Consider the following 13629-nt stretch of genomic DNA (forward strand, 5'->3'; position numbering starts at 1 on the left):
TCCGTCTCCGACGCCATGTCCGGTCCTTTTCCGGCGGTCCCGGATGGTAGCCCCTTGTACTGGTCCGATATCGCACTGTTGTCACGGGGGGATATCGAACCAGCCATATCCGTCGTCGTGGAAGTCCGGCGAATCCTTATCCCCGCGCCCGGTCTGTCGATAAGAAGCGCGACGGACGGGCGGTGATGCATATCCCGCTTCTCTCACAGGAGGCACTCGCGTGGTATCAGTTCTGGTGGTCGACGACTCGGTCGTCGTCCGGCGTCTGATTGTCGACGCGCTGAGTGCGGATCCCGGCATCCAGGTGGTCGGCACCGCGCCCAACGGCAAGGTCGCCCTCTCCAAGATCGACATGTTGAAGCCCGACATCGTCACGCTCGACATCGAGATGCCGGTCATGGACGGGCTGACCACGATCAAGGAGATCCGGAAGGTCCACCCGCGCCTGCCGGTCATCATGTTCAGCACGCTGACCTCGGTCGGCGCGTCGGCGACCCTGGAGGCCCTCTCCTCGGGCGCCAGCGACTACGTGACCAAGCCCGCCAACGTGGGCAGCGTCGCCGAGTCGATCAAGAGTGTCCGCGAGCAGATCATCCCGCGCATCCACGCGCTGTGCCGGACCGGGGGCCCGCCGCGGCCGCCGGTCCGCCTCGCCCCCCGGCCCGCTCCCGCCGGCCCGTCGGGGCCGCGCCCGGCGGGCGGGACGGGAACCCCCCAGGTGGTGGCGGTGGGATGTTCCACCGGCGGACCGGACGCCCTGACCAAGGTGGTCAGCGCACTGCCCGCCTCGTTCCCGCTGCCGATCGTCGTGGTGCAGCACATGCCGCAGGTCTTCACCAAGATGTTCGCCGAGCGGCTCGACCGCTCCGCGCCGCTGAAGGTCGTCGAGGCCGGTTCCGGAATGGCGGTGCAGCCGGGAACGGTGTACATCGCACCCGGCGACTACCACATGGAGGTCGTGCGGCGCGGCGGCGGCGTCTTCACCCACCTGCAGCAGGGCCCGCCCGAGAACTTCTGCCGTCCCGCCGTGGACGTGCTGTTCCGATCGGTCGCCGATGTGTACGGCGGGGCGACCCTGGGCGTCATCCTGACCGGAATGGGCCAGGACGGCAAGCGGGGAAGCGAGGGCCTGGTCGCCAAGGGCGCGGAGATCGTCGCCCAGGACGAGGCCACCTCGGTCGTCTGGGGGATGCCCGGAGCGGTGGCAGGTGCGGGCCTGGCTCACTCCATCCTCCCGCTGAACGAGATTTCCCATCATTTGATCAACCGTGTGGCCGGCGGCCGCACGGCCAGGCCCCGAGGATGACCCGATGGCTCTGACCCAACAGGAGTTCGCCTTCGTAAGCGGGCTCGTCCGGCGCGAGGCGGCGATCGTCCTCGAGACGGGCAAGGAATATCTGGTGGAGGCGCGGCTGCTGCCGCTCGCCAGACGGACCGGCACCCCCTCGGTGTCGGAGTTCGTCGCGCGGGCCCAGCGGGAGCGCGCGCTCGCCGACCAGATCGTCGACGCCCTGACCACCAACGAGACGTCGTGGCTACGCGACCGCGAACCGTTCAGCGCGTTCACCGACTCCGTGCTGCCCGACCTCGCGGAGCGGCGCACCCCCGTGCAGAAGCTGCGCATCTGGTCGGCGGCCTGCTCCAGCGGGCAGGAGCCGTACGGCCTGGCCATGCTCCTGGAGGAGTCGCTGAAGAGCAGCCGGCAGTACGAGATCCTCGCGACCGACATCTCGGCCGAGATGCTCGAACGCGCGAAGACCGGCCGCTACAGCCAGCTCGAGGTGAACCGCGGCCTGCCCGTCCCGATGCTGGTGAAGTACTTCCAGCGGGCGGGCACGGAGTGGCAGGTGAGCGAGTCCCTGCGCCGCAACATCACGTTCCAGAAGGTGAACCTGGCGGCTCCCCTGCCGCCGGTGCAGCCCTTCGACGTGGTGTTCCTGCGCAACGTCCTCATCTACTTCGACCTTGAGACCAAGCGCTCGGTCCTGCGGCGTATCCGCAGTCTGATGCGTCCCGACGGCTGGCTCTTCCTCGGTGCAGCCGAAACCACTATCGGCATCGACGACGGGTTCGAACGCGTCGTCGCCGGACGGGCGTCGGCATACCGGCCACGCGCCGCGACCACTGCGCCGGTCGGCGCAACGAGAAAGGGGTGACACCGCGGTGCACGCCATGGTGATCGACGACTCGCGGGCGATGCGCCTCATCCTGCGCCGCATCGTCACGCAGCTCGGCTTCGAAGTAGTCGAAGCCGGAAACGGCCGGGAGGCCCTGGACCTGCTGGAGTCGATGGACCAGCCGCCGCAGGTGGCCCTCATCGACTGGAACATGCCGGAGATGAACGGGCTGGAGTTCGTCACGGCGGTCCGCTCCCAGGAGCGGTTCCGGCAGATAACGCTGATGATGGTGACCACGGAGAGCGAGCACGGGCAGATCGTCCGCGCGCTCGCCGCCGGGGCGCACGAGTACGTCATCAAGCCGTTCACTCCCGAAGCCATCACGGAGAAGCTGGCCCTCCTGGGCCTCGTACCGAGCGGAACCATGTCATGACCTCTCCCACCACCGACGACCTGCAGGCCATCACCGAGCAGGTCTGGCTCTCCTACCTCGACCCCGAGGGGACCAACCCCTTCCTCCCCTCGGAGCAGGCCCCGACCATGCCGTGCGTGATCGCCGCGGTGTCCGTCACGGGCGCCTGGGAGGGGCACGTCGTCATGTCCTTCTCTACGGAGGCCTCCAAGAAGGCCTCCTCGGCTCTGCTGGGCATGGAGGACGAGGAGGTCACCACCGACGACATCGCCGACGCCGTCGGCGAGCTCGTCAACGTGATCGGCGGCAACGTCAAGAGCCTTTTGCCCGACGGCTCCCTGCTCTCCCTCCCGCACGTGGCGACAATCGACGAAGGCGTCAACAAGTGGCCGGCGGCGGTGGAAGTGTGCCGTCTGCAGGGTAGCTGGCAGAACGAGCCGATCGCGATCAGTGTGTGGACCAGCAAGAGCACTGGGTAAGGAAACCTCACATCATGAAGATTCTCATCGCCGACGACAGCAGGGTCATGCGCCAGATCGTCACGAGGACCTTGCGCCAGGCCGGTTTCGGCGGGCACGAGCTCGTCGAGGCGGCCGACGGCCGCCAGGCCCATGACCTCGCCATCTCCGAGAAGCCCGACCTGGTCCTCTCGGACTGGAACATGCCAGAAATGACCGGCATCGAGGTTCTGCGGGCGTTGCGCGCCGGTGGAGTGGACGTGCCGTTCGGGTTCGTCACCTCCGAAGGCACCGACGAGATGCGTCAGATGGCCGAGCAGGCCGGTGCGCTCTTCCTGATCACGAAGCCGTTCACCGCGGACAACTTCACCGACGTCCTCGGTCCGATCCTGGGGTAGATGCCTGCAATGTCGACACTTCCGGTCCCCAAAGACATCAAGGACCTGTTCGAGGACCTGCTCGGCCGTCCCGTCACCGTGGGCGTGACCGACCCTGCGGTCGCCGCCGACCTCAACAAGGCGGTCGTCGCCCTCTACGTCGACAGCTCGCGGAAACTCACGGCGGTGGCGGGCATGGACCTCAAGCTCGCCTCCTACGCCGGGGCGGCCATCGGCCTGATCCCTCAGGGCGGCGCCGAGGCGTCCATCGAGGACGGTGAACTGACCCCGATGCTGGCGGACAACGTGCGCGAGGTCTGCAACATCATCACGGGGCTGCTCAACCAGCTGGACCTGCCTCACCTGAAGCTGTACGAGTCGTACATGCCCGGCGAGAGCGCGCCCACGGACGCCACCGCCCGCCTGCTCGCGCTCGGCGCCCGCCTCGACCTGATGGTCGAGATCGGCGGGTACGGCAAGGGCAAGTTCTGGCTCTCCCTGGCCGGCTGACGGCCCGCAGCCCGGCCGGACAGGGAGCCGAACCCGCAAGGCGCCGTCCTCCTCCCCGGAGGAGGACGGCGCCTTCGGCGTTCCCCGAGGATCCGGCTCCGAACGATCCGCCGCGGCCCCGGCGCGGCCCGCCGGTACCGCTCGGCCGTCGGGGCGGGCGATCTCCACCAGGACGCCGGTACCGGGCATGAGCGGGCCGGCATGTCCGCCCGTGAGCCCGTGCCGAGGCGGTCCTGCCCGTCAGACCTGGACGAGTTCCAGGTGTTCGTAGCCGGTCCAGCGGGCCGGGTCGGCGGTCAGGACCGGCCAGCCGCGCATCATCGCCAGGTAGGCGGTCTGCGCGTCGTGCTCGGTCACCTCATCCGGCCTGGACGCGAACCGGGACTGGGCCATGACCCGGAAGCCTTCCTGCCGGGAGAGGTCGGCGACCTGCGTGGCGCGGAAGCCGTACAGCCACATGAGCTGTTCGGGGTGCGGCTCGGCGATGATGCCCGCGCGGACCAGGGTGGTGACGGGCAGCAGGAGCGTGTGCCCGTCTTCGGCGATGGTCTCCAGGGCCACCCGGATGCGGCCGTCCTTCCGGTCGTCGGCGAGGATGCGCAGGACGGCGGTGAGGTCGGCGACGTACCCGCCGATCACGCGACGACGCCGGTCGCCCGCGCCTTGTCGGCCTTGTGCCGGGCGGCCACTTGAGCCTCGCGCATCCGGCGACGCAGCTCGTCCGCCATCCTGGCGTGCCCGTCCGGGTCGGCGGCACGGTCATGCTCGATCCTCTCGGCGAGGAGGGCGCGCGAGCGGTGGTCGGCGTCGAGGCGCTGCCGGGCGAGGTCGGCGAACCAGCCGGAGACGGTCGTGCCCTGCTGCTCGGCCAGAGTCTTGACCTCCTCGTACATCTCGTCGGGGAGGCTGATCGAGAACTTCGCGGTCATACCGCCACCATACTCAGTGTTCTCCCTCGTGTCCCGGATCCGCGCAAGCTCCGGCACGCGCTATCGCGCTCGGCCTCCTCGCCGCAGCCCCGGGTCCGGGCATCCCCGTAGTCGTCCTGCCGCCCGGCTGACCCTTCGGCAGAGCGATTCGGAAGTCGGGTCCGCTGACGGGCGCGGAGCTCAGGTCGCGTAGCGGCCGGTGAGCTCCGCGCCGAGGCGGGCGAGTTCGGCGCGGACCGGAGAGGGCGCCTCGACCTCGACGAGGGCGCCCCAGCCGGCCAGGTGGCGGGCGATGTCCAGCGGGGTGGGGGCCGCCAGCCGTACCCGGACGCGCCCGTCGGCGAGGGTGTCCTCGACGGCGCAGTGCCGTCCGAACTGGTCGCGCAGGATCCGCAGGTGCCCGGCCTGGGCGAGCACGGTCGCCGAGGCGAGCGAGCGCCGCTGCTCCACCTCGTCGACGACCCGCCGCCACGCCTCCGGCAGCTCGAAGTCGGCGGGCCGCTCGGCGGGCAGGTCCGTCACGGTGGCCTCGGCGATCCGGTCGACGCGGAAGGTCCGCTGCCCGTCCTCGGTCCCGGCCAGCAGGTACCAGACGTCGTCCTTGTCGACCAGGCCCCACGGGTCGACGAGCCGCCGCGTGCGCTCGCGGGTCCGGCCGTCGTAGACCAGGTCGACCTTGCGGCGGCGGACGACGGCGGTCTGCAGGGTCTCGACCGGCTCGGGCCGCTCCCGGTCGCGCTCGCCCCAGCGCGCCGGGTCGACCACGACGGCCTCGGCCGCCGCCTCGGCGTCGGCCCGGAAGGTGCCGGGGAGCGCCCGCAGGAGCTTGCGCAGCGCCGACCTGGCCTCCGGAGCCGCGGAGGCGGCCGGGCCGAGAAGCAGGAACAGCGCCCGGGCCTCGGGCGCGGTGAGCCCGGTGAGGTCGGTCCGGGCGCCGCCCAGCAGGGACCAGCCGCCGCCCCGCCCGGCCTGCGGGTAGACCGGGATCCCGGCGGACGAGAGCGCCTCCAGGTCACGGCGGGCGGTGGCCACGGAGACCTCCAGCTCTTCCGCCAGATCGGCGGCTGTCATCCGGCCGCGCGCCTGCATCAGCAGCAGGGCGGCCACGAGTCGGTCGGCACGCATGGATCCAATCTGCCAAACAAAGTGCTCATTCGATGAGCACTTTGAAACGGAGAATGGTTCCTGTCAGCCACCACGGGGCACTCCGCCCCGGCGAAAGGAGCACCCGATGCTGCGAGGACTCACGACCGTCACGTACTACGCCGACGATCTCGAGGCGGCCAGGCGGTGGTACACCGAGCTGCTGGGCGCCGAGCCGTACTTCAACCGGGAGGGGCCGGACGGCCGTCCGGCGTACGTCGAGTTCCGCATCGGCGACTACCAGCACGAGCTCGGCCTCATCAGCAGCCGCTACGCGCCCTGGCACACGCCGGAACGCCCGGCAGGCGTCATCGTGTACTGGCACGTCGACGACGTGCATGCGGCCTTCGAGAGGCTGCTGGCCATGGGGGCGAAGGAGCACGAGAAGCCCGTCGACCGCGGGGAGGGGTTCGTCACGGCCTCGGTGACCGACCCGTTCGGCAACCTCCTGGGCGTCATGGAAAACCCGCACTACCTGGACGTCCTCGGGTCGATCCGGCGGGCGTGACCCGCGGGGGACGCCCGCCGCTTCCGCCCGGCGCCGGGCGGAAGCCCTCAGCCGCAGGCAGACTGATGGGCGGCGGCCAGGCGGGCGGTGCGGGCCAGGAGGGCGCGGACGGGGTGGCCCTCCGGGAGCGGGCCGGGAGCGAGGTCGGCCAGCAGGAGGCGGAGGCGGGCGGCCAGGTGGCGGGTCCTGGTCAGGTAGGCGGGGTCGCGGGGGTCGGCGGGGACGCGGGAGAGGGACTCGGCCAGGTCGTCGAAGGCCTCGGCCAGGTCGGGATCCGGGACGGGACCGGGGCCCGCGGCGGTGAGGAGCAGGCCGCGGTGCTCCAGCAGCCGGGCGGTGCAGGCGAGCAGGCCGCCGGCGTTCCGGTCCAGCCAGGCACGCTCCCGCGACTCGGTACGGCGGGCGGCCCGCTCGGCGACCTCGCTGCGCGGCCCGCCGCGCTCGGCGGCGGCGTGCCGGAGGATGCGGTGCTGTACGGCCTGGCGGGAGCGGAGCCCCAGCGCGGCCGCCAGCTCGCCCAGACTCAGCCCGGTCTCCACGCCCAGCGCGAGGAGCCTGGCCTCCAGCCGGTCCAGGCGGCCGGGCAGGGCGGGGACCGCGCGCCTGCCGTACTCCAGCAGGACCAGCGCGTCCAGCACGTCGCGCCGGAGCACCTCTCCGGGCACGCGCCGGTGGGCGGCGACGTAGGCGGCGAGCTCCAGCGGTCCGTCGGGAAGGGCCTCCCGGTCGGGGTCGTCGCAGCGGGCGCGGCGGGCGGCGATCTCCTCGGCCCGGCGCAGGGCCTCGGACTCCGGCACGGGGCGGACGGTTCTCGTGGGCACCGTCAATACTGTATTGACAGGAGGTCCCCGGCGCCACGGCGGCGCCGCCCGGCGAGCCCTCCCGGACGGCGGGCTGTCCAACCCGGTCACGGGGTCACGGGGATCCCCGGCACCGTCTCCGAGGCGCCGGAGGCCGCCTACCCCGCGGCCCCGTCCGGGGGCCGCCGGCGGTCGTCGAGGACGTGGGCGTTGATCCGGCGGACCGAGGGGGCCAGATCGCCGATCTCGACGACCTCCACCCCGCCCCGGCGCAGCGTCTCCACACCGTGGCAGTCGGCGAAGACGAGCGGCTCGCGCAGGGCCAGCACCACGCGCCGGATGCCCGCGGCCAGGATCAGGCCCGTGCAGGAGGCCAGCCGGGAGGCACGGGTGGTGCAGGGCTCCAGCGAGCTGTAGATCGTCGCGTGGGACAGGTCGGGACCGGACCGGCCGGCCAGTTTGGCCAGCGCGGCCTCCTCGGCGTGGTCGCGGGGATCGGCCTCGCCGGTGTAGCCGGTGGCCAGGACGGTGCCGTCGCCGCCGACGACGAGCGCGCCGACGGCGTAGCGGTCCGGGGCCGGCGGCGAGTGCCGGGACAGCTCGATCGCCGCGTTCAGCCACCGCCGGTCGGCTCCGGTGGGACCGCTCATGCCGCGCCGTACCGCTCGGACAGCGCGTAACGCAGCAGCACGACGTCGCCGATCGGGGTCACGCCGGCCAGGCGGGCCCGGCGCTCGGAGGTCCACGGGAAGGAGCCGTCGCCCACGAAGCGGGGGGCCCGGGAGTCGCCCACGAAGAACGGCGCCACCACCAGGTGCAGCTCGTCGGCGAGGCCGCGGGAGAGGAACTGGGTGTGCACGCTGGATCCGCCCTCGACCATGAGCCTGGCGACGCCGCGGCCGGCCAGGTCGGCCAGCACCCGGGCCAGGTCGACCGGGTCGCCGGCGTCGACGACGTCGGCCGCGCCGCCGACGCGTCGGCGTGCCCTGCCCAGGGCCGGCGACGCGGCGTAGACGATCTTCTCGGCGTCGCCGGAGGTGAAGAACCGCGCACCGGCGTCGAGCTCGCCGCTGCCGGTCACGGTGACCTTCGCCGGGGTGGCGGGCAGCCCGCGCGCGAGGCGGGCGTCCCGGCGGGCCTGCGAGCGCACCGCCAGCCGGGGGTCGTCGGCGCGGATGGTGGCGGAGCCGACCAGGACGGCGTCGCAGGCGGCCCGCTCGGCGTCGACCCGGTCGAAGTCGGCGTCGTCGGACAGCAGCAGCCGGTTCTCGCTCGCGTCGTCGATGTAGCCGTCGATCGATACGGCGCAGCTCAGCAGCACATACGGCCGCTCGCTCATGGGCGGGGTCCTCCTGGAGGGAGACGTCCGGCCTCGGACGGGTGCGCGGCCGGCTCGGCCGCCGGCGGCCGAGTGATCCACCCTACGGCGCACGACCCGCGACCGGAGCGGGCCGGTACGGGCACGGAGCCGGGGACTCGCCGCCTCGGGCCATCACGCGCACGTGCGAAGAGACGGCCGGGGCCGCTCCCGGCAGAGGAGCGGCCCCGGCGGTGCGCCCGGTTTCGGCGCCCGGGTTCAGCGGCCGGAAACGGCGCTGTCGGCGACCTCGCTGAGCTGCGTGGACTGGTCCTTCAGCCGTGCCGCGGCGGCGAGCACGGTCTGGGTCGCCCGGGACGCGGCCTGCCCGGAACCGGCGACCGCGGCCATCCCCCGCGACATCTCCGCGCTGGTCGCGCTCTGCTCCTCCACCGCGGCGGCGATCAGCGACTGCTGCTCGGCGACGGCGTCGATCAGGCTGGCGATGCCCGAGATCCCGGCGGAGGCCTGGACGCTCTCGGCCTGGATGCCCTCGATCATGTCGGTGATCTGCGCGGTGGCCTCCGCCGTACGGGCGGCCAGGTCCTTGACCTCGCTGGCCACGACCGCGAATCCCTTGCCCATCTCGCCGGCGCGGGCGGACTCGATGGTGGCGTTCAGCGCCAGCAGCTTGGTCTGCTCGGCGATCTCGGTGATCAGCTTGGTGATGCTGCCGATCTGCCGGCTGGACTCCTGCAGCTGCCCCATCCGCTGGGTGGCGTCGCGCGCGGACTCCACGGCGGTCGCGGTGCTGGAGGAGGCGCTGCTGACCCCCTGGGAGATCTCCTGGATGCTCTGGGTCAGCTCCGTGGAGCTGTGCGAGACGGTCTCGGCCTGCCCCGCGCTCTCCCCGGCGGTGCGCGCCAGCTCCTCGCCGGCCTCGGCCAGGACCGCGCTGGTCTCGGCGAGCTCCTTGCTGAGCTCCCGCACGGCCTTGTCGGTGCGTACCCGATCCGTCGCGTTCTCCCAGGTCACGATGTATCCGCCGGGAATGCGGTCGAAGCCCATCGAGCCGTACATCGTCTCGCCGTCGAGCTCCAGGGTGGTGAGCGAGGTGTACGGGAAGGATGAGGCCCGGCGCAGGTGGGTCTTGAGGCTGTCGGCCAGCATCAGCAGCGCCTCGATCCCGTGGTCGGCGACCGTGTCCTGCATGAGCTTGTCGGCCGCCTGGTTGCGGTACAGGACCTCCCCGGCGTCGCTGGTGATCAGCAATACCGCGGGGGCCTTGTCGAGCGCGGCCATCAGCGCCTCGTGGGACTGCACCACCGGGTGGACGTCCGCACCGGTCCGGCGGGACCGCCACAACTTCATCGTCTTCAGCTCCTCAGATTCGGGTCCGCACAACAGATCGGTTGCGCGGACCCGAATCTGAGGACGACGGTCCGGGCCGCGGCATTCACACGGCCGGCGCCGGTTCCCGGCCGCGGGCGTCCCGCCGGTCCCGGAGGGCTCTCAGCGGCGCCCGCCGAGCAGGGAGGCGGGCGAGACGAAGGTGTAGCCCAGGCCCTTGATCCCGTCGATGGTCTCCTCCAGCCACTTGGTGCCCAGGTAGGGGTGGTAGAAGAAGCTGGCCATGCCGTCGCGGACGACGAGGTTGGCCTTGGCGGCCTTGATCAGAGTGTCCGGGAGGACCACCGGGTGGTTGTTGAACGCCTCGGGTTCGATGTTGCCGATGTTCTCCGGCAGGACCGTGGAGCCGTAGACGTCGGTGACGGTGTAGGGGAAGAACTGCCCGGCCATGTGGTCGTACTGCGGTGCCGTACCGGACAGGGTCCCGGCGAAGTAGAGGCTGCGCTCGTAGCGGGCCTTGAACCCCAGGTTCTTGACCGCCTTGTAGTCCGCGGCCGAGGCGGCGTAGTGCGGGAACTCGAAGATCGTCGGAACCGGCAGGCCCGCGAGGCGGAACTCCGCGGCCGAGGCCAGCATCCGGGCCGCGGCCCAGGCGGTGGAGTCCTTGGCGACGGGGCCGTCGTAGATGACGGAGTCGTTGGCGTCGACGTGGGCGGTGTAGAACTCGAAGTCGTCGCCGCTGGTGCCGTTGTAGGGGTTGGGCGCGTCGGTGTACTGGTGGGTGTACCCGTGCATGATCATCGTGCCGCCGTTGGCCAGCATGTACTTGATGGCCTTGACCACCTGGGGCCGCTGGCGGAGCCTGACGGTCGTGCCGGGGGCCTTGTGCACGGGGAAGACCCCGAAGGAGAAGGGCACCTTCTTGGCGACCAGCAGCCTGGCGACCGCCATGAGCTCGGCGGGCTCGGAGTTGGGGCCGATGTCCTCCAGGCGGACCATGGCCCGGTGGCGTTCGGCGGTCTGCGGTGCCAGCGCGTCGAACAGCAGGTCGGCGAAGACCAGGTAGCGGTCGGAGGCGGTGGTGTAGGCGAAGGGGATCTCGCCGATGTAGGTCAGCTTGCCCGAGCGGATCGCCCACGGGATCTGCGTGCCGTTCTCGCGGACGGCGCCGGCCAGCACCTTGGCCTTGGTCTCGTCGACGGTGGCGTAGTCCATCACCCCGGAGGCGTTGACGGGGTCGCGCGAGAGCTCCTGGCCCTTGTAGACCACGCCCTCGACGGTGGTGTAGTCGAACTGCGACCACATCCAGCCGTAGTCGGCGGTGAAGGTGGGAATCGAGGAGGTGAGCTGCCAGATGTTGTGGTTCATCCAGATGACCGGGCGGTCGGCGGTGCGCACGTCGTCCAGGAAGGCCTTGGGCAGCGGCTCGTCGTAGGTGGAGCCGACGTAGACGACCGCGGTGAAGCCCTTCATCCTCCCGGCGGTGTAGGCCGAGACCGGCATCGTGGTGAACGTGCCGAAGTGACCGGTGAGGTTGGCGGTCTGGATCGCGTACAGCTCGCCGAGCCAGCCCCACTGGCCGGTCGTGTCGTACAGCACCAGGGTGGAGCGGCCGGTTCCGGCCAGGCCGCCGGTGAAGACCTTCTGGGCGGTGGCGTTGGCCTGGGCGGATGCGGCGGCGGCCTGCGGCACGAGGCCGGTGGTGAGCAGCAGCACGGCCGACAGCAACGCCGTCAGCGCCGGCAGGACGGCCCTGCGCCAGCGGGAAACGGGCATAGGAGAGAGACCCCCACGACGAAAGCGAGAACGGCGCCGTTGGGAGCGCCGCATGACAGGGTGTGGGTTCGGTCTCGCCATTGGCTCCCCGAGGCGGCTAGGCGGCCGAATTCCTACGTGCGCGAGCAGGTTGCCGCATCGCGTCGTTGAGGCCGTCTCGGATCATCGCGTACCCGACGAACTACCGCGGTATATGCCCCTACCTGCGGGTTCGCCTTCAGGTTAACCTTGGGTCACCAAAACAGGCAAACCCCCCATAAAGTCTTTACCGAGCGTGAGCCGGGGACGGGGCCGCGCCCGGGGAGGACGTCAGAGCGAGCCGGGGGCCACGAAGGTGTAGCCCAGGCCCCTGATCCCGTCGATGGTCTCCACCAGCCGCTCCACCCCCAGGTAGGGGTGGTAGAAGAAGCTGGCCATGCCGTCGCGGACGACGAGGTTGGCCTCGGCCGCCTTCACCAGGTCGGCGGAGAGCACCGACGGGTGGTTGTTGTAGCCCTTCGGGATCAGATTGCCGATGTTCTCCGGCAGGACCGTGGAGCCGTAGACGTCGGTGACGGTGTAGGGGAAGAACTGCCCGGCCATGTGGTCGTACCGCGGTGCCGTACCGGACAGGGTCCCGGCGAAGTAGAGGCTGCGCTCGTAGCGTGTGCCGAAAAGCACCGTGGCCGCCTTGTAGTCCTCCACCGAGGCGGCGTAGTGCGGGAACTCGAAGATCGTCGGAACCGGTAGGCCCGCCGCCCTGAACTCCGCGGCCGAGGCGTCCATCCGGCCGCGCGCCCAGGCGGCGGAGTCCCCGGCGACGGGGCCGTCGTAGACGACGTAGTCCTTCTTGTCCACGTGGGCGGTGTAGAACTCGAAGTCGTCGCCGCTGGCGCCGTTGTAGGGGTTGGGCGCGTCGGTGTACTGGTGGGTGTACCCGTGCATGATCATCGTGCCGCCGTTGGCCAGCATGTACCTGAGCGCCTCGACGACCTCGGGCCGTTCCCGCAACCTGATCTCGACGCCCTTCTCGGGCTCCTTGTGAAGCGGGTAGACGCCGAAGGAGTAGGGGATCTTCCGGCGGGCCAGCTCAGTGGCGATCTTCATCAGCTCGGCGGGGTCGGCGGCGGGGCCGATGTCCTCCAGGCGGACCATGGCCCGGTGGCGTTCGGCGGTCTGCGGTGCCAGCGCGTCGAACAGCAGGTCGGCGAAGACCAGGTAGCGGTCGGAGGCGGTGGTGTGGGCGAAGGGGATCTCGCCGATGTAGGTCAGCTCGCCCGAGCGGATCGCCCACGGGATCTGCGTGCCGTTCTCGCGGACGGCGCCGGCCAGCACCTCGGCCTTGGTCCCGTCGACGGCGGTGTAGCCCATCAGGCCCGCCTCGTTGCGGACGTCCCGGCTGAGGGTGCGGCCCTTGTAGACCACCTTCTCGAAGGTGCCGCGGTCCAGCTCGGACGGCAGCCAGCCGTACCTGGCGGTGAAGTCCGGGGTGGTGGAGGCGAGCTGCCAGATGTTGTGGTTCATCCAGATGACCGGGCGGTCGGCGGTGCGCACGTCGTCCAGGAAGGCCTTGGGCAGCGGCTCGTCGTAGGTGGAGCCGACGTAGACGACCGCGGTGAAGCCCTTCATCCTCCCGGCGGTGTAGGCCGAGACCGGCATCGTGGTGAACGTGCCGAAGTGACCGGTGAGGTTCGCGGTCTGGATCGCGTACAGCTCGCCCGCCTGCGGCCACTGGCCGGTCGTGTCGTACAGGACCAGGGCGGAGCGGCCGGTTCCGGCCAGGCCACCGGTGAAGACAGCGGGCTCGGACACAGCGCGCCCGGACACGGTGGGCGTGGCGGACGCCGCCGGAGACTGCGACTGTCCGAGGCCGGTGACGAGAAGCACGCCGGCGGTCAGGAACGCGGACGCCGCCAGGGCCGCCGTACGGCGGCGCCGCGGAGAGCGGGCGGAGGTGGTCATTGTTCTTCCTT

Annotated in this window: 16 protein-coding genes; 7 read left to right on the top strand and 9 right to left on the bottom strand. The window is 71.1% G+C overall.

Going from position 1 to position 13629, the window contains the following annotated elements; all coding sequences use genetic code 11:
• The first annotated feature begins 220 nt into the window (after nt 1–220).
• From FHS22_RS32375 to FHS22_RS32400, 6 genes are read left to right on the top strand one after another with little or no spacing between them, the layout of a single operon-like run.
• Nucleotides 221–1306, top strand: a complete 1086-nt coding sequence (locus FHS22_RS32375; RefSeq protein ID WP_184947994.1) for a protein-glutamate methylesterase/protein-glutamine glutaminase — start codon at nt 221–223, stop codon at nt 1304–1306.
• Nucleotides 1307–1310: 4 nt separating this feature from the next.
• On the top strand, nt 1311–2156 hold the full coding sequence (locus FHS22_RS32380) for a CheR family methyltransferase (protein ID WP_184947995.1): 846 nt from the start codon (nt 1311–1313) through the stop codon (nt 2154–2156).
• A gap of 16 nt (nt 2157–2172) precedes the next feature.
• Nucleotides 2173–2550 (top strand): response regulator, encoded by a 378-nt coding sequence (locus FHS22_RS32385; protein WP_184948074.1) that lies wholly within the window; start codon nt 2173–2175, stop codon nt 2548–2550.
• A complete protein-coding gene (locus FHS22_RS32390) occupies nt 2547–3008 on the top strand; it encodes a chemotaxis protein CheX (protein ID WP_184947996.1) in 462 nt (153 codons plus the stop codon). Before FHS22_RS32385 ends, FHS22_RS32390 begins: the two co-directional genes overlap by 4 nt.
• Before the next feature lie 14 nt (nt 3009–3022).
• On the top strand, nt 3023–3385 hold the full coding sequence (locus FHS22_RS32395) for a response regulator (RefSeq protein ID WP_184947997.1): 363 nt from the start codon (nt 3023–3025) through the stop codon (nt 3383–3385).
• Nucleotides 3386–3394: 9 nt separating this feature from the next.
• A complete protein-coding gene (locus FHS22_RS32400; protein ID WP_221474405.1) occupies nt 3395–3874 on the top strand; it encodes a hypothetical protein in 480 nt (159 codons plus the stop codon).
• A 240-nt stretch (nt 3875–4114) separates the two neighbouring features.
• On the opposite strand, the gene FHS22_RS32405 is transcribed toward FHS22_RS32400, so the two are convergent.
• The 3 genes from FHS22_RS32405 to FHS22_RS32415 form a co-directional block, all read right to left on the bottom strand.
• Nucleotides 4115–4513 (bottom strand): hypothetical protein, encoded by a 399-nt coding sequence (locus FHS22_RS32405; RefSeq protein WP_184947999.1) that lies wholly within the window; start codon nt 4511–4513, stop codon nt 4115–4117.
• A complete protein-coding gene (locus FHS22_RS32410) occupies nt 4510–4803 on the bottom strand; it encodes a ribbon-helix-helix domain-containing protein (protein ID WP_184948000.1) in 294 nt (97 codons plus the stop codon). Before FHS22_RS32410 ends, FHS22_RS32405 begins: the two co-directional genes overlap by 4 nt.
• Nucleotides 4804–4983: 180 nt before the next feature.
• Nucleotides 4984–5928: a helix-turn-helix transcriptional regulator gene (locus FHS22_RS32415; RefSeq protein WP_184948001.1), complete on the bottom strand. Its 945-nt coding sequence runs from the start codon at nt 5926–5928 to the stop codon at nt 4984–4986.
• A 106-nt stretch (nt 5929–6034) separates the two neighbouring features.
• Here FHS22_RS32415 and FHS22_RS32420 point away from each other — a divergent pair, with 106 nt between their 5' ends.
• Nucleotides 6035–6454: a VOC family protein gene (locus FHS22_RS32420; RefSeq protein WP_184948002.1), complete on the top strand. Its 420-nt coding sequence runs from the start codon at nt 6035–6037 to the stop codon at nt 6452–6454.
• 47 nt (nt 6455–6501) lie between these two features.
• Here FHS22_RS32420 and FHS22_RS32425 read toward each other — a convergent pair whose 3' ends face one another.
• From FHS22_RS32425 to FHS22_RS32450, 6 genes are all read right to left on the bottom strand, one after another.
• Entirely contained in the window at nt 6502–7275 is a 774-nt protein-coding gene (locus tag FHS22_RS32425) for a hypothetical protein (protein WP_184948003.1), read from the bottom strand.
• A gap of 137 nt (nt 7276–7412) precedes the next feature.
• Nucleotides 7413–7904: a deaminase gene (locus FHS22_RS32430; protein WP_184948004.1), complete on the bottom strand. Its 492-nt coding sequence runs from the start codon at nt 7902–7904 to the stop codon at nt 7413–7415.
• A complete protein-coding gene (locus FHS22_RS32435) occupies nt 7901–8593 on the bottom strand; it encodes a RibD family protein (RefSeq protein WP_184948005.1) in 693 nt (230 codons plus the stop codon). The genes FHS22_RS32430 and FHS22_RS32435 overlap by 4 nt, the downstream gene beginning before the upstream one ends.
• A 237-nt stretch (nt 8594–8830) precedes the next feature.
• Nucleotides 8831–9922, bottom strand: a complete 1092-nt coding sequence (locus FHS22_RS32440; protein ID WP_184948006.1) for a methyl-accepting chemotaxis protein — start codon at nt 9920–9922, stop codon at nt 8831–8833.
• Between the two features lie 141 nt (nt 9923–10063).
• Entirely contained in the window at nt 10064–11677 is a 1614-nt protein-coding gene (locus FHS22_RS32445) for a DUF2334 domain-containing protein (protein ID WP_184948007.1), read from the bottom strand.
• Between the two features lie 309 nt (nt 11678–11986).
• Nucleotides 11987–13618 carry a DUF2334 domain-containing protein gene (locus FHS22_RS32450; protein ID WP_184948008.1) on the bottom strand — a complete coding sequence of 544 codons (1632 nt, stop codon included), beginning with the start codon at nt 13616–13618 and terminating at the stop codon, nt 11987–11989.
• Nucleotides 13619–13629 lie beyond the last annotated feature (11 nt).

It is taken from the genome of Thiemannella venezuelensis (genome assembly GCF_014203605.1).
GTDB classification, from domain to species: domain Bacteria; phylum Actinomycetota; class Actinomycetes; order Streptosporangiales; family Streptosporangiaceae; genus Planomonospora_A; species Planomonospora_A venezuelensis.